15 protein-coding genes are annotated in these 23932 nt (G+C 69.8%); 1 reads left to right on the top strand and 14 read right to left on the bottom strand.

The window, feature by feature from the left end:
• Positions 1 to 15 precede the first annotated feature (15 nt).
• The 3 genes from IF43_RS0120405 to IF43_RS0120395 form a co-directional block, all read right to left on the bottom strand.
• The gene (locus tag IF43_RS0120405; protein WP_078910309.1) at positions 16 to 1500 is read right to left on the bottom strand and encodes a bifunctional cytidylyltransferase/SDR family oxidoreductase; all 1485 of its coding nucleotides are present in this window, start codon (positions 1498 to 1500) and stop codon (positions 16 to 18) included.
• Between the two features lie 74 nt (positions 1501 to 1574).
• Positions 1575 to 3683, bottom strand: a complete 2109-nt coding sequence (locus IF43_RS0120400; protein WP_051795684.1) for a hypothetical protein — start codon at positions 3681 to 3683, stop codon at positions 1575 to 1577.
• Between the two features lie 245 nt (positions 3684 to 3928).
• Complete coding sequence (locus IF43_RS0120395; protein WP_051795682.1) at positions 3929 to 5407, bottom strand: hypothetical protein; 1479 nt, start codon at positions 5405 to 5407, stop codon at positions 3929 to 3931.
• A gap of 333 nt (positions 5408 to 5740) precedes the next feature.
• On the opposite strand from IF43_RS0120395, the gene IF43_RS0120390 reads away from it, so the two are divergent.
• The gene (locus tag IF43_RS0120390) at positions 5741 to 6808 is read left to right on the top strand and encodes an LCP family protein (RefSeq protein ID WP_030202454.1); all 1068 of its coding nucleotides are present in this window, start codon (positions 5741 to 5743) and stop codon (positions 6806 to 6808) included.
• A 112-nt stretch (positions 6809 to 6920) separates the two neighbouring features.
• Here IF43_RS0120390 and IF43_RS0120385 read toward each other — a convergent pair whose 3' ends face one another.
• The 11 genes from IF43_RS0120385 to IF43_RS0120335 form a co-directional block, all read right to left on the bottom strand.
• Positions 6921 to 8438: an amino acid permease gene (locus IF43_RS0120385; RefSeq protein ID WP_030202453.1), complete on the bottom strand. Its 1518-nt coding sequence runs from the start codon at positions 8436 to 8438 to the stop codon at positions 6921 to 6923.
• 175 nt (positions 8439 to 8613) lie between these two features.
• Positions 8614 to 10527 carry a 1-deoxy-D-xylulose-5-phosphate synthase gene (dxs, locus tag IF43_RS0120380; RefSeq protein ID WP_030202452.1) on the bottom strand — a complete coding sequence of 638 codons (1914 nt, stop codon included), beginning with the start codon at positions 10525 to 10527 and terminating at the stop codon, positions 8614 to 8616.
• Between the two features lie 109 nt (positions 10528 to 10636).
• The gene (locus tag IF43_RS0120375) at positions 10637 to 11872 is read right to left on the bottom strand and encodes a sugar ABC transporter permease (protein WP_030202451.1); all 1236 of its coding nucleotides are present in this window, start codon (positions 11870 to 11872) and stop codon (positions 10637 to 10639) included.
• A 65-nt stretch (positions 11873 to 11937) separates the two neighbouring features.
• On the bottom strand, positions 11938 to 12726 hold the full coding sequence (locus IF43_RS0120370; RefSeq protein WP_030202448.1) for an ATP-binding cassette domain-containing protein: 789 nt from the start codon (positions 12724 to 12726) through the stop codon (positions 11938 to 11940).
• Positions 12727 to 12984: 258 nt separating this feature from the next.
• On the bottom strand, positions 12985 to 14097 hold the full coding sequence (locus tag IF43_RS0120365; protein ID WP_030202446.1) for a sugar ABC transporter substrate-binding protein: 1113 nt from the start codon (positions 14095 to 14097) through the stop codon (positions 12985 to 12987).
• A gap of 117 nt (positions 14098 to 14214) precedes the next feature.
• Positions 14215 to 15435: an ROK family transcriptional regulator gene (locus tag IF43_RS0120360; protein ID WP_030202444.1), complete on the bottom strand. Its 1221-nt coding sequence runs from the start codon at positions 15433 to 15435 to the stop codon at positions 14215 to 14217.
• A 694-nt stretch (positions 15436 to 16129) separates the two neighbouring features.
• On the bottom strand, positions 16130 to 17056 hold the full coding sequence (locus tag IF43_RS0120355; RefSeq protein ID WP_030202443.1) for a carbohydrate ABC transporter permease: 927 nt from the start codon (positions 17054 to 17056) through the stop codon (positions 16130 to 16132).
• A gap of 19 nt (positions 17057 to 17075) precedes the next feature.
• Complete coding sequence (locus tag IF43_RS0120350; protein ID WP_030202441.1) at positions 17076 to 18020, bottom strand: carbohydrate ABC transporter permease; 945 nt, start codon at positions 18018 to 18020, stop codon at positions 17076 to 17078.
• Between the two features lie 27 nt (positions 18021 to 18047).
• Positions 18048 to 19505 (bottom strand): N-acetylglucosamine/diacetylchitobiose ABC transporter substrate-binding protein, encoded by a 1458-nt coding sequence (gene ngcE, locus IF43_RS0120345; protein ID WP_030202439.1) that lies wholly within the window; start codon positions 19503 to 19505, stop codon positions 18048 to 18050.
• Positions 19506 to 19887: 382 nt separating this feature from the next.
• Positions 19888 to 22602, bottom strand: coding sequence for an aconitate hydratase AcnA (gene acnA, locus IF43_RS0120340; RefSeq protein WP_030202438.1), 2715 nt, complete (start codon positions 22600 to 22602; stop codon positions 19888 to 19890).
• Between the two features lie 287 nt (positions 22603 to 22889).
• Positions 22890 to 23918, bottom strand: coding sequence for a LacI family DNA-binding transcriptional regulator (locus IF43_RS0120335; RefSeq protein WP_051795681.1), 1029 nt, complete (start codon positions 23916 to 23918; stop codon positions 22890 to 22892).
• Positions 23919 to 23932: the final 14 nt, after the last annotated feature.

The following is a 23932-nucleotide window of genomic DNA, read 5'->3' as shown; positions in this document are numbered from 1 at the left end:
GTGCCGTGGTCCCCGTCAGAGCTCGTCGTTCGTCTTGGCGAAGGCGTCCGCGAGGTCGCCCTCGGGCACGGACACCGTCTTGAAGGGGTCCTGGCGGCGTACGTCGATGACGTGGCCGGTCAGCTCCGAGATCAGGACGTCGACCGAGGTGCGGGCCACCGACTCGGAGGTCAGCAGCGAGTCGGCGGGCTCCTCGCCGAAGGCCTTGGTGCGCATCGGGGTGCGGGTGCGCTCGGGGTTGACGCAGTTGACGCGGATGCCGTCGGCGGCCCACTCGTCGGCCAGGGCCTGGGTGAGGTTGACGGTGGCGGCCTTGGCCGAGGAGTAGAGGCTGTAGCCGGCCCGGCCGCGGGTGTAGCTGCTGGAGGTGTAGAGCAGCAGCTGGCCGCGGGTCCTCGCCAGGTACTGGTGGGAGGCGCGGGCGATGTGGACCGGGGCGAGGTAGTTGACGAGCGTGGCGCTCTCGATGGTCTCGTGGTCGGTCTCGGCCAGCTTGCCGGTGCGCAGGACGCCGGCGGTGTTGACGACGAAGTCGACGCGGCCGGCCTGCTCGTACGCCTCGGCGAGGGCCTTCTCCACGTGGGTGGGGTCCTCGACGAAGGTGCCGGTGCCGGAGCGGCTGAAGCGGAAGACGGTGGCGCCGTAGGACTCGGCGAAGTCGGCTATGTCGGAACCTATGCCGTAGCTGGCGCCGAAGACGACGAGCGCCTTGCCCTCCAGGGCGGCCCGGTAGGTGGCGTCGTCGCCGTGCGCGGGGGCGGCCTGGTGGGCGAGCTGGAAGAACTTGTCGGCGATGAAGATGTCGACCGGGTGGGTCACCTTCATGTTGTGCTCCTCGCCCTCGACGACGTGCACGGGCACGTCGGGCAGGTAGCGCAGGACGACGGAGCAGTCGTCGGTGGCCTCGAAGTTCGGGTCGCCGGCGGCGACGGCGTAGGCGCGGCGGATCGTGGAGAGCAGGAAGGCCTGCGGGGTCTGGCCGCGGCGCAGCCGGGAGCGGTCCGGGATGTCCGTGATGAACTCGCCGTCCTCGCCGTGGGTGCGGGTGACGATGATGGTGTCGGCGGACGGGATGGCCACGTCGACGGCCTCGAAGTTGTCGAGGGCGGCGACGCAGTCGTCGATGACGCGCTGCGAGAGCAGCGGGCGGACCGCGTCGTGGAAGAGCACCTTGGGGTCGGGCTCGCCGTCCTCGAGGCCGGCGGTGATGGCGTCGATGGCGCGGCAGGTGGTCTCGTTGCGGGTGGATCCGCCGGCGATGACGCGGCTGACCTTCCTCAGGCCGGCCGCACCGACGATCCTTTCGACCTCGGCGACCCAGTCGGGGTGCATGACGACCAGCACCTCGTCGACGGAGGCCGCGCCCTCGAACACCGCGAGGGTGTGCTCCAGGATGGTGCGGCCGGCGATCTTGACGAGCTGCTTCGGGATGGCGAGGCCGACCCTCTGACCGGTACCGCCGGCGAGGACGACGGCGATGGTACGGGCACTGCGGGACAAGTCGACTCCTCGAATCGGCTGACAGGGACGGTGGGCCGCCGGCGAGGGCCCGAGCGGCACTTCCGGGCCGGGGCCTAGAAGTACTGCTGCATGGAGTTCTGGTGGTGCTGCCGGATCACGCGGATCGGCATGGTGGCGTCGTGCATGACCGTCTGGCCCCGGGTGAAGGGGTTGGCCAGGATCGGCTCGGCGACGTCGCCGGGCGGGAACTTCTGGCTGGCCTTGGCGAACAGGGCGTTGACCGCGTCGTTGAAGCGGACCATCGAGTCGCCCTCACCGAGCAGGTAGCGCTTGAGGATCGCGCGGTGGTCGGCGAGCCGGTCCATGCCGCCGGAGGCGGCGGCCTCCACGCAGGTCTGCATCTCCTCGCAGGACGGGCCCATGATGTACGCGGCCGAGGAGGCCGGGTTGAGCTGCTTGAACAGCTCGGGGTCCATGTCGGCGGGGTTGCAGACGACGTACGGCTTCTCGCTCTGCACGAAGTCGGACACGACACTGGAGATGTCGCTGATCATCATGTCGGACTCGTTGAAGCAGCTGTACAGGGACGGCAGCTGGGTGGTGACGACCTGGTGCCTGGCCGGGCCGTGCAGCTTCCAGAAGGTCTCGTGCCACTCGGCCTGCAGCTGCTCCCAGGACTCCTTCGGGGGCTTGGCGAGCGCCGCGCGGTCCTTGTCCCAGATGCCGTAGACGCCGACGACGGTCCAGGCCTTGAGCTTGCCCATGCGGGCCTCGAGCTCGGCCAGCCGCTTCTCGCCCTGGGCCATGCCCTTGGCGGCCTTCTCGCGGCGGGCGTTGTCGGCCTCCAGCATCGCGATGATGCGGCGGTGGGCGCGGGTGGCCTGGATGGAGCGCTTGCCGGTGAGGGGGTGGGGCTTGTAGATGATGCGGACCGGCCGGTCCATGTTGAGCAGCATCCGGATCATCTTCTCGCCCATGAGGACGAGCGAGGTGTGGTACGGGTCCGCCGTCCAACCTTCCCAGGTGGGGGCGTACATGATGGTGGTCACGTGGCCCGCGGGGCGACGGCCGACCCGCTCGACGGCGCTGAGCTGGGGGCGGCCGACACGTACGAGGTCGGTGGACGGGATGGTGCCGCGCAGGCGCTGGTAGCGGTCGTCGCCCGCCTCGCCGGCGGTCCAGATCTCGTCGTAGACCTTGCTGACGCGGTTGGAGCTGGCGAGCTTGTCGCTGTCGCCGTGGCCGATGAAGACGTGCTTGGCCTCGGCGATGCGCAGCATGTGCACGTTCTTGCCCGCGTTGGCCGGGTAGAGGATGACGCGGGCGTCGGGCAGCTCCAGCAGCGACAGGTCGTCGGCCTTGGGAATGCAGACGACGGGCAGCGGGGTGTACGCGAGGAAGCGCAGGGTGGTGACCTCGCGGAGCACGATCAGCGGGCGGCGGCCGAGCCGGGCGAGGGTGTCCAGCCACATGTTGACCTGGTACGCGGAGTCGCGCGCGCCGGCTGCGTAGCTGAAGTACAGCACCACCTCGGGCTGGTACTTCGCCACCTGCTGGTTGAGGATCTTGAAGGTGCGCTCGTGGCTGGGCACCTTGCGGCAGCGGCTGACCGTGGGCAGCAGCATGACCATGCCGGTGACGGCGAGGGCGACGGCGACCGCGACGCCGAGCACGCCGAAGCCGATGACCTTGGTGTACTGCGAGGCGAGGCCGCCGACGATGACCGCGGTGTCCAGGTACAGGAGCTTGCGCTCGTGGCTCTTGAACGCGATCGGGGGCGGCGGCTCGGGCATGCTCAGCTTCGACAGGTCCAGGTTGCGGACCCGGACCGGCAGCGCGCGGCGCCTCTTGATGAACATGCACAGGAACGTGTACATGAGGCGCAGCGAGTGCACGGCCACGAAGCCGAGGAAGACCACGACGAACGCGTCGCCGCCGACTCCGGTCAGGCCGCGCAGCATCACCATGACGGCGAGCTCGCGCACCAGGACGCGGATGGAAAGACCCCACTTGAGCTTGCCGAGGAACTTGATGAGGTCCGGCTCGTACTTGTGGAGGTGCAGGTCCGCGGCGTAGCTGACGACGATGGCGGCCAGGAACACCCAGAAGTGCCCGGTGACGGCCGAGACCAGCATGCCGAGGTAACTGCCCAGCAGCGAAAGAAGGACAAGTACGTTCTTGTCCTTGCTGATCTCCGCATGGCGGATCAGCGCGGCGATCACTCTCGTCCTCTTCCTCTCACTACCGTGCGTGACGACCAGGCACTGTCGAGGGGGGAGGGGGAACGGGCTGCGGCCACATCAACAGGGTGGAAACCAGCCCTCCGTGACGGTCTGGCTGAGTTCCCCGCGTCGACGTGAAGTCTTCACCTCAGCTTTACCTGGAGTGAGGATAGTACCCGTCTTCAGGTCACGAATAAGTAACCAGTAAGAAAATTCGGACGGGGCGCGGTCACCCTCGGCTGACCTTACCCGCCGTCAGCAGGTCGGCCGACATGGTCCCAGGGTCCGAAGTCAAGGGCCTGACCAGGCAACTGGCGGGCGATCGAGAGCCGGCCGGCCGGATCGAGTGTGGCAATGATCACCCGGCCCGTCCGGTCGCGTACGACCGCGGGGGGCACGAGCGTTCGATGCCCCGTCGGGGACCACCAGACGCCCGACTCGGGGCTGTTGTCCACGTACGTACCGATGGCGCAGCAGCCCTGCTCGTCCACGGCCGCCAGCACCGTGCAGCTCCAACCGCCGACCGGGACCCCGGCCGCGCCGACCACCCGGCCCGCGATCCGCGGGGCGTTGAGGCTCACCGGCCCCTGCGCCCCCCAGCGCCACTCGCAGGGCTCGCCCGTCTCGGCGTACCGGAAGCGCAGGGCGGCGCCCTCGGGAGCCGCGGCCAGCGAACCGGGCGCGGCGTACACGGGGACGCCCCGGCGGTCCTCGACCCACGTGCCGCCCGGGCCGCCGCGGTGCCAACGCACCGTCCCGGGCCGGTCGCGCAGCCTCGCGTACATCTCCACCGTGCCGTCCGGGACGGGCAGCGCGATGTTCTCGTCGGCCGTCTTGGCTCCGGCCAGGTGCGTCCAGCCGGACCAGGCGCCGTCGGCGCGCTGGTGGCAGGTGTTCACACCGTGTCCGTCGTTGCGGACGAACAGGTGCAGGGTGCCGTCGGCGTCGCAGGCCGCCGAGGGGTACCCGAGGTAACGCCCGCGCAGGGGCTCCGCGCGGTGCGGGTTGGGCTGCGCGTGCCAGGGGCCGAGCGGGCGGCCGCTCTGGTACTGCAGCGCGCAGACCACCTCGATGTTCCACTCCCCCGTCGCCGGCCGGGTCCGGCGCAGGCCGACGAGCTTGGTGTAGCCGTCCGGCCCCTGCACCACCGTCAGGCCCGGCAGCAGGCCCGGCACGTCGAGGAGCTCGGGGCCGCTCCAACGGCCGTCCGGTGCCTCGGTCCAGCGGGCCACCCCGCCCGGCACGGGCAGGTAGGCCGAGAGCCGGCCGTCGGTGCCGCGCACCGCCCAGTGCAACGGGGCGGGGTAGCGCGGCCGGGACGCCGGCGCGGGCCAGGCCTCGGCGTCGATGACCCGGCAGTCGGTGAACACCGGCCGCCCGGTGTCGCGCTGGTACTCCTCCACCGCGTCGAGCACGGCCAGGGCGAGGTCCGCCTCGCGCCGTCCGGCCGGCGTGCCCTCCCGCCCGGCGTGGGGGTCGAGGGTGAGCACGCGGGCCGGCCGTACGGCGTACAACTCCCGCAGCAGTGCGTCGGCCAGGCGCTCGGTCGGCAGCGGCCGCGGCGCGCCGTCGGCGGGGCAGCCGCGTCCGGCGGCCTCGGCGGCCGCCCGGGCGAAGGCAGCCCGGTCCTCGGAACTCCCGTCCTCCAGGCACAGGATGCTCGCGCGCGCGGGGCCGACCTCCTCCGCCAACAGCACGGCGGCAGCCCCCGGCGTGGTCGCCACGATCAGCAGCGGCGCCCCCGCGGCGGCCGCTGCATCCCGGTTGAGCTGCGGTTCAGCGCTACCACGCCCCTCAGAACGACGGTCCACTGAACGCATCTTGCCCCTCCGGTTCCCTGACCCGACACCGCGGGTTCTCCTCTCGGCACCCGCGAGCACGATAAGGGCACTCCCGTTCGACGTGCACGTTTGCCTATAGTTCTCGGGTATCGCTCCACCGTCGCAGCGCGCAGACCCCCGCCTGGCGCCGCCGGAGCGACCGACCGCCCGGTCCCCCGCAAGGTGGCGGTCACCCTCCCAGACGACCGATCACCGGGATCGAAGGACACCTTTGGCATGACTCAGGCAACCGAAGCACCGCCGCGTTCCCGCAGGGCCCCCCGTCGCAGGAAGGGCCGCGCGGTCCGCGTCATCCTGCTGGTCCTGCTGGTCCTGGTGCTCCTCGCGGGCGGCGGGCTGTGGTGGCTCTACAGCCACCTCAACGGCAACATCGACAGTGTCGACCTGGACAAGGCCATCGGGGACAACCGCCCGAAGAAGGTGGTCGCGGGGGCCCAGAACGTCCTGGTGCTCGGCTCCGACTCGCGCAGCGGCGCGAACGGCGACCTCGACCACGGCGACGTCGGCGGCACCGCCCGCTCCGACACCGCGATGCTGATGCACATACCCGAGGGCCGCTCGAAGGTGACCGCCGTCAGCATCCCGCGCGACACCCTCGTGACCCGGCCCGAGTGCAGGAAGAAGGACGGCGAGACCCTGCCGTCGAGGAAGCGCGTCATGTTCAACTCCATCTACACGGTCGCCGGCCCGGCCTGCGTCGTGAACACGGTGGAGCAGATGTCCGGCGTCCGCATCGACCACTTCGTCGAGGTCGACTTCGCCGGCTTCAAGGGCCTGGTGGACGCCCTCGGCGGCGTCACCGTCACCACCACCGAGCGGATCCACGACACCAAGGGCGGCTTCACGCTGGAGCCGGGCACCCACAAGCTGGACGGCACCCAGTCCCTCAAGTTCGTCCGCACCCGCTACGGCCACGGCGACGGCAGCGACCTCGGCCGCATCGGCCTGCAGCAGCAGTTCATGCTCGCCATGCTCACCGAGATCAAGAAGCAGGACGCCTTCGGCAACCCGGCGCGCCTGTACCAGCTCGCCGACGCCGGCACGAAGTCGCTGACGACCGACTCCGACCTGGCCTCCCTCACCGCGCTCGCCGACTTCGCCAAGAGCATGAAGGGCGTGGACGCGAACACGATGGAGACCATCATGCTGCCGGTGGCCTACGACAAGGTCGACCCCAACCGCGTGGTCGTCGCCGAGCCGCAGGCCACCGACCTGTGGAGCGCGCTGCGCGAGGACAAGAAGGTCCCCGCCTCCGCGAAGAAGTCCCCGGCCCACGGCGGCTGAGCACCGCCGCCCGGTACGGGCACGCACGAAGGGGGCTCGCGGCCTGTGCCGCGAGCCCCCTTCGGCTTCGGTACGCCCCCACGGGCGGGTACGCCCCCACGGGCGGCCCCGGTCAGAACGGGGCGTCGCGCCCCAGCTTGCCGAGGCGGCTGTGCGACCGTCCGTACAGGAAGTACACGACGAACCCGATGACCATCCAGATGAAGAACCGCAGCCAGGTCTCGGCCGGCAGGTTCAGCATCAGCCACACCGAGGCCGCGATCGACACGATCGGGAGGAACGGCACCCAGGGGGTGCGGAAGGCGCGGTGCAGGTCGGGCCGGGAGCGCCGGAGGACGATGACGCCGAGCGCGACCACGACGAAGGCGAACAGGGTGCCGATGTTCACCAGCGTCGCCAGCTCGTTGATGCTGGTGAAGCCGGCCACGATGGCGATGACCACACCGAGCAGGATGGTGGGCCGGTAGGGGGTGCGGAACTTCGGGTGGGTGACCGAGAAGAACCGCGGCAGCAGTCCGTCGCGGCTCATCGCGAAGAACACCCGGGTCTGACCCAGCAGCAGGATCATGCAGACGGTGGTCAGGCCGACGGCCGCGCCGAAGCTGATGACGCCCGCGTACCAGGGGTGCCCGGCGGACTTGAACGCGTCCGCGAGCGGGGCGCTGGTGGACAGCTTGGTGTAGTGCTCCATGCCCGTGACGACGATCGACACGGCGACGTAGAGGACGGTGCAGATGAGCAGCGAGCCGAGGATGCCGCGCGGCATGTCCCGCTGCGGGCGCTTGGTCTCCTCGGCCGCGGTGGCGACGACGTCGAACCCGATGAAGGCGAAGAACACCACGGACGCGGCCGTGAAGATGCCCATGACGCCGAAGTTGGTGGGCGCGTAGCCGAACATCAGCTGGACCATCGGCGCGTTGAGGCCCGAGCCGGACTCCTGCTCCACCGCGGGCGGGATGAAGGGGCTGTAGTTGTCGGAGTTGATGAAGAACGCGCCCGCGATGATGACGATGAGCACCACCGCCACCTTGATGGCCACCACCACCGCCGTGATCCGTGCCGACAGCTTCACGCCGATGACCAGGATCAGCGTGAGCAGCAGCACCAGCAGGAAGGCCAACAGGTCGAAGGTTCCGCCCGGTACGTCGGGGCCCTCGAGCGCCGCGGGCAGGTGCCAGCCGACGTTGTCCATCAGGGAGCGGACGTACCCCGACCAGCCGACCGCGACCACCGCGGTGCCGAGGGCGAACTCCAGCACGAGGTCCCAGCCGATGATCCAGGCGGGCAACTCGCCGATCGAGGCGTACGAGAAGGTGTACGCGGAGCCGGCCACCGGGACGGTGGAGGCGAACTCCGCGTAGCAGAGGGCGGCCAGGGCGCAGACCACACCGGCGGCCACGAAGGCCAGCGCCGTGGCGGGCCCTGCGGTCTCCTTGGCGACCTTGCCGGTGAGGACGAAGATGCCGGTTCCGATGATGACGCCGACGCCGAAGACCGTGAGGTCCCAGGCCGACAGCGACTTCTTGAGTGCGTGCTCTGGCTCTTCGGTGTCGCGGATCGACTGCTCGACCGTCTTGGTCCTGAACACCCCGCCGGGCCGGTCCGGCCCCAGGTCCTGCTGCGTGCTCACGCTACCTCCACGGCATTCGGCGTGACGGCCATGATTCGGTGAGGGGCCGCACCGGCAGGGGTCGGCAGGGCTCGGTGTCACGCGAACGGGCCGGTCGGTCCACCTGTTCAGCGTGACCCGACCGGCCCGGGAGGTACAACCGGAGGTGGGCCGTTCGGGCCACCCCCGTCCACCGTCAGTCCGCGGCGGCCTCGACCGACTCGCTGTCGAAACGGCCGTCGAGCCGTGCGACCAGACCGGTGACCTGGCGCGCGATGTCCGGCGCGGTGAGCCCGATCTCGGCCATGACCTCGGCGCGCGAGGCGTGGTCCAGGAACCGCGGCGGGATGCCGAAGTCGCGCAGCGGGACGTCCACGTCGGCGTCGCGCAGGGCCTGGGCGATCGCGGAGCCGACACCGCCGACGCGGCTGTTGTCCTCGACGGTCACCACGACCCGGTGGCGCTCGGCCAGCGGGGCCATGGCCTCGTCGACCGGCTTGACCCAGCGGGGGTCGACCACGGTGGTGGAGATGCCCTGCTTCTCCAAGAGGCCGGCGATCTCCAGGCACATCGGGGCCAGCGCGCCGATGGAGACGAGCAGCACGTCGGGGCGGTCGGTGCCCGGCTCGCGCAGCACGTCCATGCCGCCGACCGTGCCCACGGCCGGTACGGCCGGGCCGACCGCGCCCTTGGAGAAGCGGACGACGGTGGGGGCGTCGGTGACCTCGACGGCCTCGCGCAGCTGGGCGCGGACCTGGTCGGCGTCGCGCGGTGCCGCGAGCCGCAGGCCCGGGACGACCTGGAGGATCGACATGTCCCACATGCCGTTGTGGGAGGCGCCGTCGGTGCCGGTGACGCCGGCCCGGTCCAGGACGAAGGTCACGCCGCACTTGTGAAGCGCCACGTCCATCAGGACCTGGTCGAAGGCGCGGTTGAGGAAGGTGGCGTAGACGGCGAACACCGGGTGCACGCCGCCGGTGGCCAGGCCCGCCGCGGAGACCGCGCCGTGCTGCTCGGCGATGCCGACGTCGTACACGCGCTCGGGGAAGGCCTTGGCGAACTTGTCGAGGCCCACGGGCTGGAGCATGGCCGCGGTGATGGCGACGATGTCCTCGCGCTCCTGGCCGAGCTTGACCATCTCCTCGCCGAAGACGGAGGTCCAGTCGGCGCCCGAGGAGGCGATCGGCAGACCGGTGTCCGGGTGGATCTTGCCCACGGCGTGGAAGCGGTCCGCCTCGTCCTGGAGGGCGGGCTGGTAGCCGCGGCCCTTCTCGGTGAGGCAGTGGACGATGACCGGGCCGCCGAAGCGCTTGGCGCGGGTGAGGGCGGACTCCAGGGCGGCGATGTCGTGGCCGTCGATGGGGCCGACGTACTTCAGGCCCAGGTCCTCGAACATGCCCTGCGGGGCGATGAAGTCCTTGAGGCCCTTCTTGGCGCCGTGCAGGGTCTCGTAGAGCGGCTTCCCGACGACCGGGGTGCGCTCCAGGATGTCCTTGCCGCGGGCGAGGAAGCGCTCGTAGCCGTCGGTGGTGCGCAGGGTGGCGAGGTGGTTGGCCAGGCCGCCGATGGTGGGGGCGTACGAGCGCTCGTTGTCGTTGACGACGATGACCAGCGGGCGGTCCTTGGCGTCGGCGATGTTGTTGAGCGCCTCCCAGGCCATGCCGCCGGTCAGGGCGCCGTCGCCGATGACGGCGACCACGGCGCGGTCCTTGCGGCCCTGCACCTCGTTGGCCTTGGCGAGGCCGTCGGCCCAGCCCAGCACGGTCGAGGCGTGCGAGTTCTCGATGACGTCGTGCTCGGACTCGGCCTGCGAGGGGTAGCCGGACAGGCCGCCCTTCATCTTCAGCCTGGAGAAGTCCTGCCGGCCCGTGAGCAGCTTGTGCACGTAGGACTGGTGGCCGGTGTCCCAGAGGACCTTGTCCTTCGGGGACTCGAAGACACGGTGCAGGGCGATCGTCAGTTCGACGACGCCGAGGTTGGGGCCGAGGTGCCCGCCGGTCTTCGAGACCGCGTCGACCAGGAACGACCTGATCTCCACGGCCAGCTGGTCCAGCTGCTCCGGGCCGAGCCGGTCCAGATCGCGCGGTCCCGTGATGCGGGTCAGCAGCACCCGTGCCTCCTTGCAGTTGCTTGCTGGTCTGACGAGTCTAATGTTCCACGTCGAAGTGCCCGGTACCGCGTCCGCGGTACCGGGCACTCGACGGTGTGACCTGCGGCCGCTAGGCGCGGCCGGCGGTCTTCTGGGTCTTGCGGGTGACGGAGTCGATCACCACGGTGGCCAGCAGCACCGCGCCGGTGATCATGTACTGGATCGGGGTGGCGATCCCCTCCAGTGCGAGACCGTACTGGATGGACGTGATGACCATGACGCCGAGGAGGGCGTTCCAGGTCCGACCGCGTCCGCCGAAGAGGCTGGTGCCGCCGATGACGGCCGCGGCGATGACGTTCATCAGCAGGTCACCGGAGCCCGCGCTCTGGTTCGCCGCGGCGATCTTGGAGGCCCAGAACAGGCCGCCGATGGCCGCGAAGGTGCCCGCGATCGAGAAGACCGCGACGCGGACCGCCGTGACGTTGATGCCGGCGCGGCGGGAGGCCTCGACGCTGCCGCCGAGGGCGAAGACCTTGCGGCCGAACGAGGTGCGGCGCAGGACGAAGTCCGTGCCGACCAGGACCACCAGGAAGAGCAGCATGGCCAGCGGCAGGCCCTTGTACTGGTTGAAGATCGCGGCGGCGCCGAAGGCGACGACCGCGAGCAGCACCGTACGCAGGACGATCTCGCCGACCGGGCGGAACGGGACGTTCGCGGCCGAGCGGCGGCGGGCGTCGAAGAAGGAACCCAGGAAGTACAGGACGACCGCCACGATCGCGAGCCCGTAGGCCGCGGCGACGTCCGAGAAGTAGTACGTGGTGAGCTTGCCGACCAGGCCGTCGGGGTCGATGTTGATCGTGCCGTTGCTGCCGAGCAGCTGGAGCATGAAGCCGGACCAGAACAGCAGGCCGGACAGGGTGACGGCGAAGGCCGGGGCGCCGATCCTGGCGAAGAAGAAGCCGTGGATGGCGCCGATGACGGCGCCGGCGACTATCGCGACGACGACCGCGACCCACTCGTTCATGCCGTGGGTGACGGCCATCACGGCGAAGATCGCTCCGGAGACACCGGACACGGAGCCGACGGAGAGGTCGATCTCGCCGAGCAGCAGCACGAAGATGATGCCGACCGCGATCATGCCGGTGGCGACCATGGTCACCGCGATGTTGCTGAGGTTCTCGGCCGAGAGGAAGTTCTCGTTCAGGCTCTGGAAGACGGCGCAGATGATCACGAGGCCGATGATCACGGGCAGCGAGCCGAGGTCACCGGCGCGCATCTTGCGCTTGAACTCGCCCACGTAGCCGGCCAGGCCCTGCTCGCGCACGAGCAGGCGGGGGTCGACCGCGGGTACCGCCTGAGCGGGGATCTCGTCCGCCCGCGTGTGGGGGCCGGGTACCTCGGCGTCGTCCAGGGCGGGCTGGTTGTCGGTGCTCACTTCTGAGCCTCCCCGGTGCGCGCCGCACGGCGGGTCACGGCGTTGTCCGTGGCTCCCGTGATGGCGGAGATGATCTCTTCCTGCGAGGTGTCGGCGACCTTGAAGACGCCGTTGTTGCGCCCGAGGCGCAGGACGGCGACCCGGTCGGCGACGGCCTTGACGTCGGCCATGTTGTGGCTGATGAGGATGACGGCGTGGCCGCGCTCGCGCAGCCGCTCGACGAGGTCGAGGACCTGGGCGGTCTGCTCGACGCCGAGGGCGGCGGTGGGCTCGTCGAGGATGACGAGCTTGGGCTCGCCCAGCATGGAGCGGGCGATCGCCACGGTCTGGCGCTGACCGCCGGAGAGCGAGGCGATGGGGATCCGGACACTCGGGATCCGGATGGACAGGGTGGTGAGCAGCTCGCGGGCGCGGCGCTCCATCTCCACCTCGTCCAGCACTCCGCGGCGGCGCAGTTCGCGGCCGAGGAAGAGGTTGCCGACGACGTCGATGTTGTCGCACAGCGCGAGGTCCTGGTAGACCGTCGCGATGCCGAGGTTCTGGGCGTCGTGGGGCTTGTTGACCTGCACGGGCCTGCCCTCCCACTCGATGACGCCGTCATCGATGGGGTGCACTCCGGCAATCGTCTTGACCAGCGTGGACTTGCCAGCACCGTTGTCGCCGACCAGGGCGACCACCTCGCCGGCGTGGATCTCGAGCTCTACATCGGTGAGCGCCTGGACGGCACCGAACCGCTTCGAGACGCCTCGCAACGCCAGCACGGGCGCAGCGGACACATCAACCATCTCCTTCGCCGCCTGACCGGCGGGGATGTCGTACAGAGTCGTACGGAAGATCTGGGGAGGGGCTTCGGAAGGGAAGGATCGTTTCTGCCGGGGCGTCTGCCCCACAGAATCGGTTTTCCTCTCTTGGGCCGAATGAGGGATCGTTTCTGCCCGGTGTCCCGCGGGTGGCGGGATGAGTGGGCGGGACACCGGGCAGGATCCAGGGTTCCTGACCAGGCCTTGCCGGCCTGGTCGGGCGGCGGCCGCGGGGGCCGGGGCCTACTTCAGACCGGCCTTGGCGCAGGCGTCGGCGTACTTGCCCGCGCAGATCTCGTCGACGGTGTAGACACCGTCCTTGACCACAGTGTCCTTGATGTTGCCCTTGGTGAGCGACACGACGGGGATCAGGACCGAGGCGACGCCCTTGGTGGTGGGGCTGTCGACCGTGGAGGTGGTGGCCGGCTTCTCGCCCTTGGCGAGGGCGACGGCCATCTTGGCGGCGGCCTGCGCCTCGGGGGCGTACGGCTTGTAGACGCTCATGTACTGGTCGCCCGCGACGATGCGCTGCACGCCGGCGAGCTCGGCGTCCTGGCCGGTGACGGGGGGCAGCGGGGAGACGCCGGCGGACTTCAGGGCGGTGATGATGCCGCCCGCCATGCCGTCGTTCGCGGAGTAGACGCCGACGATCTTGTCCTTGCCGAGCGCGGAGATCGCCGCCTCCATGTTGGCGTTGGCGTTCTCCGGCTTCCACTCCTTGGTGTCGTACTCCTTGCCGATGTTCACCTTGCCGTCGAGGACGGAGTGCGCGCCCTTCTTGAACAGGGCAGCGTTCGGGTCGGTGATGGAACCGTTCATCATCACGACCTGGCCGGCCTTGGCCTTGTCGCCCAGGGCGTCCAGCAGGGCCTTGCCCTGGACCTTGCCGACCTCTTCGTTGTCGAAGGAGGTGTAGGCGTCGATCGGACCCTCGGCCAGGCGGTCGTAGGCGACGACCGGGATGCCGGCGTCCTTCGCCTTCTTGATGGAGCCCGCGATGGCCTTGGAGTCGACGGCGTCGACGATCAGCACGTCCACCTTGTTGGTGAGCATCGTGTCGATCTGCGAGTTCTGAACCGTCGCGTCCTGCTTGGCGTTGGCGTAGATGACCTCGCCCTTGCCGTTGGTCAGCGCCTTGATCTCCTTCTCGATCAGGGGCTGGTCGAACTTCTCGTAGCGGGCGGTCTGGTTCTCGGGCAGGAGCAGACCGACCTTGATGGCGTCGCCCTTGGCGGTGCCCGACGCGGACTCGGACGTCTTGCCGCCCGACTCCTTGGCGCTGCCGCAGGCGGCGAGGGACACGGCCATCGCCGCGGCCGCCACGGCTACGGCGGAACGGCGGATACGCGTGTTCATCTTGTGAACCTCCCTGACGAGGCCGCGTCCGTGCGGCCGAGGTGGACGTGAGTCAACTCGGCCGCAAGGTTGTCGTCAAGGAGTGAATGCTTAACGAGATGACAACGGTGCCACTCGTTATCTGCTTGAAGACAGAGCCACGCCGCCGAGAGACCCCACAGAGCTGGACGAACCGTCTAGAACCGTCGAATCACCCATCTCTGACAGTACGAGTGCCAGCGCGCCCAGCACTTCGGCGCGCCCGCCCAGTGCCCCGGTCAGCACAGACAACTGCCGCGCAGCACTCGGGATGGCGTACCTGGACACCGAGTCCCTGATGGGCGCCAGCACCAGCTCGCCGGCCTCGGCCAGACTGCCGCCCAGCACCACCCGGCTGGGGTTGAGCAGGTTGCACAGGTGGGCCACGCCGCTGCCGATGTGACGGCCCACGTCCGCGATGACCCGGCGGCAGCCGGGATCACCCTCCCGGCCCAGCTGGACCACCCGCTCCATCGTCAGGTCCGGCCCGTGGGTGCCCTGCAGGAGGGGGAGGACGTAGCGCGCCGCGGCGAAGGTCTCCAGGCAGCCGCGGTTGCCGCAGCGGCAGACCGGGCCGGACTCGTCGAGGGTGATGTGCCCGATCTCCCCGGCCGTACCGCCCGGGCCGCGGTAGATCTGGCCGTTGATGACCAGGCCGGCGCCGACGCCGCTGGCCACCTTGATGTACGCGAGGTCCTTGACCCCGCGGCCGCTGCCCCAGACCAGCTCGCCCAGCGCGCCGAGGTTCGCGTCGTTGTCCACGTACACCGGCACGCCCAGGCGCTGCGAGAGCTCCTGGCGCGGGTTGATCCCGGTCCAGCCCGGCAGGATGGCGGTCGAGCCCAGCGTGCCGGACTCCACGTCGATCGGCCCGGGGACGCCCAGACCCACCCCGATGATCTTGTCCCGGCTCACCCCGACCGTCTCGATCAGCCGTCCCACCAGGGCTTCCGCGCGGTCGAACCCGTCGACCCAGGACGCGTCCACGTCCAGCGGCTCGGACTCCTCGGCCACCACCTCGTGGGCCAGGTTGCCGACCGCCACCCGCAGGTGCGTGTGGCCGAAGTCGACACCTATGACGATGCCCGCGTCACCGCTGAGGGAGACGCTGCGTGCCCGCCGGCCGCCCGCGGAGGTCGGCGTGACCTCGACCGTCCCGCCGTCCTTCAACTCCCGGACGATGTTGGAGACCGTCGCCGCCGACAGTCCCGTGGCCCGGGCGATCTCGGCCTGGGTGAGCGATCCCGCCAGCCGTACCGCCCGTACGACCCGCTCGAGATTCGCCCGGTGCAGTGACGACTGCGAACCCGGAGTCTCCACGACTCATCCACTCCTGCCCATAAGCGGCGAACACGGCCACCGCCCCCCAAGCCGGGCCTCCGGAGGGAGACACCGGCGCCTCCAACTTGTGAACACCTAAGTCGAGCCTCCAGCCCCCGACCCGTCAAGAGGCAGAGACGGCACGAATAGGGCACTACAGCCATAAGTATGAGATAACGACCGTAAGAGTTCGTGTCAGAGGACGCCGCCGAGGCGGTGCGCGGGCCGGCAGGCAGGGGCGTCGTGGTCAGGCGACGGGCATCGGCGGCCTCGTGCTGGTCAGCGGCCCGCTCGGCTCGGTCTTCGCCATTGCGATGTTCCTGATCATGCGGAACGTCTTCGGCGCGCCCGGCGGCCTGGCGGCTGCCCATCGAGGACCACCTGCCCACGCCCGACCAGGCGCGGACGACGCCCGAGGCCGGGACCAGGCCATCGCCGCCTGCCGGACCGCGGCGGGCGCCCCGGGGCGGATCCCGCTCCCCGACCCGCCCGGGCGCGGCAGGACGCTCGCGGACCGGCGCTACGGCATCCACGACAGGGAGCAGGCCGCGCGGTTCGGGGTACGGGCCCGACCCGGTCGCGCAGGCGGCGTACGACGAGGCGGTCGAAGGGCAAGGGCTACTCCTACGAGGAGCCCATGGAGGCCCCCGACGACCCCCGCTTCGACGGCCGCGTCCAGGGGCCGCCCGCCGCCCTACTTGAGGGTGGCCGAGGTGAGGCCCGCCTGGATCTGGCGCTGGAAGGACAGGTAGACGACCAGCATCGGGACCATCGCGATGGCCACGCCGGCGAAGAGGACGGGGAGGTCGGTGGCGTAGCCCTGCTGCTGCTGGAGCTGGATGAGGCCCTGGGTGAGCAGGTAGCGCTCGGGGTCGCTGCTGGTGGCGGGCTGCATGAGGACCGCGGGCAGGATGTACTGGTTCCACTGCCCCAGGGTGTTGAAGATGCCCACGCTGATCAGGCCCGGCTTGGCCATCGGCAGCATGACCTGGAAGAAGATCCGGGTGTGCGAGGCCCCGTCGATGACCGCCGCCTCGTGCACCGCGCTGGGCAGGGTGCGGAAGAAGCTGTGCATGAAGAAGACGGTGAACGGCATCGAGTAGGCCACGTACACGAGGATCAGGCCGTGGTACGTGTTCAGCATGTCGAACCGCTTGACCATGAAGAACAGCGGTACGAGGGCCAGGAAGACGGGGAACATCGCCCCGCCGACGAAGAAGTAGTAGACGAGCCGGTTGCCGCGGAAGGGGTAGCGGGCCAGCACGTACGCGGCCATCGAGCCGAAGAGCATCGTCAGCGGCACCGAGAACACCAGGACGATGAAGGTGTTGGCGAAGTAGTCGCCGATGCCCTTGTCCCAGGCCCGCCCGAAGGCGTCGAAGTGCCAGTTGGCGGGCCAGCTCAGGGCGGAGCCGCCGATCTGGGCGTCCGTCTTGAAGGCGCCGAGCACGAGCCAGAGCAGCGGCAGCACGATCAGGACGGCCCACAGGGCGAGGAAGCCGTGCGAGAAGACGTTGAGGACCGTGCCGTCCGAGCGGCGGGACTCCCGCTCGCCGGTGCGGCCGGAGCCGCCGGCGCGCTCGGCCGACGCCTCGCCGGGCGCCTTGATCACTGTGGTCATGGTGGTCTCCCGTCCCCGCTCAGAACTCGATGCGCTCGCGGCGGGTGGCGCGCAGCGTGACGACCGAGAGGATCATGGTCAGGGCGAGCATGACCACGCCCATGGCGCAGGCGTACCCGCTCTTGCCGAAGTAGAGGAAGTTGCGCATCAGGACGGTGGCCATGACCTCGCTGTGGTGGTCGGGTCCGCCGCCGAACTGCCCGGAGGTCATCGTGGAGACGAGGACGAACATGTCCATCGCGGCGATGCCGAGGTAGACCGCGGAGGTCTGCACCGAGTCCCACAGCAGCGGCAGGGTCACCCGGAAGAAGGTCTGGGCGCGGCTCGCGCCGTCGAGCAGGGCGGCCTCGTAGATGTCCTTCGGCACGGACTGCATGGCGGCGGAGAAGAGCACGAGGTAGAAGCCGACTCCGTGCCAGACCACGACCAGCAGCAGGCACCACAGGACGAACGCGGGCTCGTTGAGCCATTCGACGGGCGCCTGCGCGTCGACCAGGCCGAGCTTTATCAGGACGCCGTTCAGCAGGCCGCCCTCGTCGCTGCGGTAGACGGCGCCGAAGAGCACGGCGAGGATCGCGAGCGAGAGGACCTGCGGGAAGAAGTAGACGATCTTGTAGAACTTCGACCCCGCGACGCCCTGGACCCCGCCCGCCCCACTGCGGCCGCCCGCGTTGAGCATGAAGGCGAAGAACAGGGCGAGCAGGATGGTGACCGCCGGGACGAACACCAGGAGCAGCAGGTTGTGCCAGATCGCGCCGAGGAAGACCTCGTCCTGCACCAGCGCCCGGTAGTTGTCCAGACCGACGAAGTCGAAGGTCGGCGAGGCACCGGTCCAGTTGGTGAACGAATAACCGAACGTCTGGACGTACGGCCAGATCACGAATGTCACGTACAGCGCGAGCGGCACGACGAGGAACCCGGCGATGAAGCCGGCCCGTCCCCTGCTCCTGGCTACCTTGCTCATGGTGTCCGTCCCTGGTCCTGGCGGCCGTCAGTCGCGGTGGTTCTTCTTCGCGTTCGGGTCCTTGGCGGCCTTGTCGACGGCCGCCTGGGCCCGCTTGATCCACTCCTTCGGCTGGATGCGCTTGGCCATCAGGGCGTTGGAGGCGTCCTGGATGTCCAGGTCCATCTGGCTGTACCAGTCGGGGTAGCGGTAGTTGAACGTGTTGCCGTCGCCGGCGGCCTTGAGGGCGTCCACGGCCGACTTGGTGCCGGGGCGCAGCTGGACGCTCGGGTCGACGCCGTCCTTGACGATGGTCAGGGAGTTCGCCTGCTGGGCGAAGAGGGTGGACCATTCGCGGGAGAGCATCATGCGGATGAACTCCATGCCCCCGGCCTTGTTGCCGGCCTTCTCCGGGACGATGAAGGGCTCGCCGGCGCCGGCCCGGATGGCTTCGAAGGGGAGCTTGCTGCCGGGCAGCACCGGCATGGGCAGGAAGCGCATGTCGAAGTCGGCCGGGGTCTGCTTGAGCTGCTCGTTCTCCAGCCAGGAGCCGCAGGTGATGAAGGCGGCCTTGTACTGGTTCCAACGGGTCTGGGACTCGGTGTGGGTCAGGCCGTTGGTGCCCGGCATGAGCAGGCCCTTCTCGACCAGCTCGTAGACGGCCTCGACGGCCTCCAGGGCCACCGGGTTGTCCGCGAAGGCCTTGGGCTCCAGGTTGTCGATCGCCTTCATGGCGTCCAGGCCGCCCTTCTTGGCGATCAGGTCCATGATGGCGACGTTGATGTAGTACGGGTACTTGCCCTGGTGGGCGAGGCCGCCCAGGCCGGCCGCCTTGGCCTTCGTACAGACGTCCATGAACTCGGCCCAGGTCTTCGGGGGGGTCCAGCCCTTCTCCTTGAAGAGCTTGCCCGAGTACCACAGGCCCCAGACGGTGTAGACGTAGTTCACGTAGACGAACTTGCCGTCCAGCATGCCCTGTTCGACGGTGCCGGGGATCAGCATGTCCCGGACCTTCTTGCTGGGGTCGTCGAGGGACGGGGCGTCGAGGACCGGGGTGAGGTCGGCGAGCTGGCCGCCCTTGTTGAGCACGTCCAGCTTGATCTGCTGGGCGCCGGAGTCGTCGATCACGTCCGGCGGGTTGCCGCCGTTGAACCGCGGCTGGAGCTTGGCCGCGATCTCCTGGGTGCCCAGGTGGGCGGTGCTGGTGCCCCATTTCTTGTCGAAGGAGGCCTCCCACGCCTTGGCGTAGTCGTCGCCGTAGCCGCCCTTGAAGACGACGACGTCGAGCTTGCTGCCCTTGGCCACGCCGAAGGGGTTCTCCTTGGTGGCCTTCGTCGCGGAGTTCCCGCCGGTCGGGTTGTCCTCCCCGCCGCCGGAGGCGCACGCGGACAGGAAGCTCATCGTGGGCACCGTGATCAGACCGAGGGCCGCGGACCGCTTGATCAGGTCGCGACGGCCGAGGCCCGCACCGGTGCTGCGCTCGCCGTGGGCGGAGGTGGATCCCATGCTCAAGTCCTCGCCTTCGTCAGATGTGTGAAGGACGCCGAAAAACCAGGCAGTTGCGAAAAACGGGCATCACCGCAGGTAGCCCGCCGTCCCCCGGCCCGGGGCCGCAGGAGACGCGGTGGCCCGGACGCGCACAGGTATAGTCCACTTCCGCTCGGCTGAGCAAGATCGAGCACAAGGATGACTCCGGGCTTTTCCGAGTTGAGACCTGTCCGTCACACGGCATCCCTTCCCCGGAAAAGGGGAAGGGCCGCACCCCCCTAACGGGGGATGCGGCCCTTTGGTGCCGTCAGGCACCCTTATGCCTCAATCGGTCGCGCGCTCCCGGCGTGTCGGTTGCGCGCGCCGGTGGCGACGTCGGCCGCCGTCTTTCCGGGCGGTGTCAGCCGCGGATGAGGTTGCGCAGCACGTACTGCATGATGCCGCCGTTGCGGTAGTAGTCCGCCTCACCGGGGGTGTCGATGCGGACGACCGCGTCGAACTCGACACCGGTGTCGGTGGTGACCTTGACCGTGCGCGGGGTGGTGCCCTCGTTCAGCTCCGTGATGCCCGCGATGGAGAAGGTCTCCTCGCCGGTCAGGCCGAGCGAGTCGGCCGACTGGCCGGCCGGGAACTGCAGGGGCAGGACGCCCATGCCGATGAGGTTCGAGCGGTGGATGCGCTCGTACGACTCGGTGATGACGGCCTTGACGCCGAGGAGCGCGGTGCCCTTGGCGGCCCAGTCGCGGGACGAGCCGGAGCCGTACTCCTTGCCACCCAGGATGACCAGCGGGATGCCGGCGGCCTGGTAGTTCTGCGAGGCGTCGTAGATGAAGGAGACCGGGGCGCCCTCGACGGTGAAGTCGCGGGTGAAGCCGCCCTCGGTGCCCGGCGCGATCTGGTTGCGCAGGCGGATGTTGGCGAACGTACCGCGGATCATGACCTCGTGGTTGCCGCGGCGGGAACCGTACGAGTTGAAGTCGCGGCGCTCGACGCCGTGCTCGGTGAGGTACTTGCCGGCCGGGGTGTCGGCCTTGATCGCACCGGCCGGGGAGATGTGGTCGGTGGTGACCGAGTCGCCCAGCTTGGCCAGGACACGGGCGCCGGTGATGTCGGTGACCGGGGTGGTCTCCATGGTCATGCCCTCGAAGTACGGGGGCTTGCGCACGTAGGTGGACTCGGCGTCCCACTCGAAGGTGTTGCCGGTCGGGATCGACAGGGCCTGCCACTGGGCGTCGCCCGCGAAGACGTCCTGGTAGGACTTGGAGAACATGTCCTCGCCGATGGCGTTGGCGACGACGTCGTTGACCTCGGCCTCCGACGGCCAGATGTCCTTGAGGAAGACCGGGTTGCCCTCGGTGTCGGTGCCGAGCGCGTCCTTGGTGATGTCCACCTTCATGGAGCCCGCGAGGGCGTACGCGACGACCAGCGGCGGGGAGGCCAGGTAGTTCATCTTGACGTCGGGGTTGATCCGGCCCTCGAAGTTGCGGTTGCCCGAGAGGACCGAGGTGACGGCGAGGTCGTGGTCGTTGACGGCCTTGGAGACCTCCTCCGGCAGCGGGCCGGAGTTGCCGATGCAGGTGGTGCAGCCGTAACCGACGAGGTTGAAGCCGACCTTGTCGAGGTACGGGGTCAGACCGGCCTTGTCGAAGTAGTCGGTCACGACCTTCGAGCCCGGGGCGAGGGTGGTCTTGACCCACGGCTTGCGGGTCAGGCCCTTCTCCACGGCCTTCTTCGCCACGAGCGCGGCGGCGACCATGACGTACGGGTTCGAGGTGTTGGTGCAGGAGGTGATCGCGGCGACGGTGACGGCGCCGTGGTCGATCGTGTAGGTGGTGCCGTCGGGGGCGGTCACCTCGACCGGGTTCGACGGGACGCCGTTGCTGACCGCCGGGGCGTCGGAGGCCGGGAAGGACTCCTGGCCCGCCTCGTCGACCATGTCGACGTAGTTGCGGACGTCCTGGGCGAACTGCGCGGCGGCGTTCGCGAGGACGATGCGGTCCTGCGGGCGCTTCGGGCCGGCGATCGACGGGACGACGGTGGAGAGGTCGAGCTCCAGCTTCTCGGAGAAGTCGGGCTCGGCGGCCGGGTCGAGCCAGAGGCCCTGCTCCTTGGCGTACGCCTCGACGAGCGCGACCTGCTGCGCGGAGCGGCCGGTCAGGCGCAGGTAGTTCAGGGTCTCGCCGTCGATCGGGAAGACCGCGGCGGTGGAGCCGAACTCCGGCGACATGTTGCCGATGGTGGCGCGGTTCGCGAGCGAGGTGGCGGCGACGCCCTCACCGTAGAACTCGACGAACTTGCCGACGACGCCGTGCTTGCGCAGCATCTCGGTGATGGTGAGCACCAGGTCGGTGGCGGTGGTGCCGGTGGGCAGCTCGCCGGTGAGCTTGAAGCCGACCACGCGCGGGATCAGCATGGAGACCGGCTGGCCGAGCATGGCGGCCTCGGCCTCGATGCCGCCGACGCCCCAGCCGAGCACACCGAGGCCGTTGACCATGGTGGTGTGGGAGTCGGTGCCGACGAGGGTGTCGGGGTAGGCCTGGCCGTTGCGGACCATGACCGTGCGGGCCAGGTGCTCGATGTTGACCTGGTGGACGATGCCGGTGCCCGGGGGGACGACCTTGAAGTCGTCGAAGGCGGTCTGGCCCCAGCGCAGGAACTGGTAGCGCTCCTTGTTGCGGCCGTACTCCAGCTCGACGTTCTGCGCGAAGGCGTCGTTGGTGCCGAACTTGTCGGCGATGACGGAGTGGTCGATGACCATCTCGGCCGGGGAGAGCGGGTTGATCTTCGCCGGGTCACCGCCGAGCGCGGCGACGGCCTCGCGCATGGTGGCGAGGTCGACGACACAGGGCACACCGGTGAAGTCCTGCATGATCACGCGGGCCGGCGTGAACTGGATCTCCTGGCTCGGCTGGGCCTGGGAGTCCCAGTTGCCGAGCGCGCGGATGTGGTCGGCGGTGATGTTCGCGCCGTCCTCGGTGCGGAGCAGGTTCTCCAGCAGCACCTTCAGGCTGTACGGCAGCCGGGCGGAGCCCTCCACCTTGTCCAGCCGGAAGATCTCGTACGACTCGTCGCCCACCTTCAGGGTGCTGCGGGCGTCGAAGCTGTTCGCCGACACGACAGTCTCCTTCATTGCATGAAATTCGCGCGTTCCACCGCATCCTGCCGCTCGACACTCTGGCCAATCCGCTGAGGTAAGGCTAAGTTAGGTAACCCTTACCAGGGGTGCGGCTGCGGGACGCCTTCGGCAGATATCTCGATGTCGAGATAACTCTAGTGCATCACCGCCTCCTGGTCATGCACGGCGGGTGCGAGTTCGCTGTGTGACGTACGACATCCCTCCGTCACAGTTCAGCACTGTCGGAGGAGGGCCGCCTCGGCGCAGGGCCGGCAGGAGAGGATTCCTCAGCGCCGGGGGCGCGAAGAAGCCCGGGGTCGCAGGAGCGCCGGGACCGTGCGCGGGGCGGGGTCGGCGGCGGCCGGGAGGACGGCCGCGGGGTCGGCGGCGGCGCAGCCCGCGGGGTCGGTCTCGACGAGGTCGACCAGGGCGGCGACGGCGGTCTCGGCGATGACCTCCGGTTGGAAGGTCACCGTGCTGACCGCGGGATCCCCGGCCCCGTACGCGGGGTCCTCGCTCGCGCACACCAGCATCAGGTCCTCCGGCACGCGCAGCCCGTGGCGCCGGGCCGCGGCCAGCACCTGGCGGCCCCCGGGGTCGTAGACGGCGTACACCGCGTCCGCCGCGCCCGTGGCGAAGACGGTGTCGAAGGCGTGGCCGACCGAGTCGATCGGGTCGAAGGTGACGACGAGCGGCTCCTGACCGTGCTCGGCGCACCACCGTTCGTACGCCGCCGTCACCGCGGCCGTGTAGTACTCGCGTCCGTAGCCGGCGTGGAGGGCCGTCCGGCGGGCGCCGGCGGCCTCGAGGTGGTCGAGGACCTCGTGCACGGTGGCCGGGTGGTCGTTGTCCACCCAGACGTCCCCGGGGCGCGGCTCGGTGGGGCGGCCGTCGAAGACCACCGGCATGCCCCGGGCGCGCAGGGCCCGCAGCACCCGGTCCCCCTCGGGGCTGTCGAGGAGCAGCATCCCGTCGACGGCCAGGGTGTGCCAGAGCAACTCGGCGCCCCGGACGGCGGGCAGCGTCGTCAGGGCGTACCCGCGGGCGTGGGCGGCGGAGGTGGCGGCGGTGATCCAGCGGGCGTAGTAGGCGACCGCGAGGAAGTCCCAGGCGTGCCCGGCGTACGTCGTCACGGCGAGCCCGAGGGTACGGGTGCGCGGGGCCCGGGGCGCGGCGTAGCCGAGGGCGGCGGCCACCTCGCGCACACGGGCGCGGGTGGACCCGCCGAGCCGGCCCGTGCCGTTGAGGGCGTGCGAGACGGTCGCGGTGGAGACCTCGGCGGCGCGCGCGATGTCGGCGATGGTGGGTCCGGGCACCGGGCCATCGTACG

The sequence above is a fragment of the Streptomyces sp. NRRL S-87 genome, from assembly GCF_000719335.1.
Lineage (GTDB): Bacteria > Actinomycetota > Actinomycetes > Streptomycetales > Streptomycetaceae > Streptomyces.
Note: the sequence above shows the minus strand (reverse complement) of the source record. Positions and strands in the feature narration are given on the sequence as shown.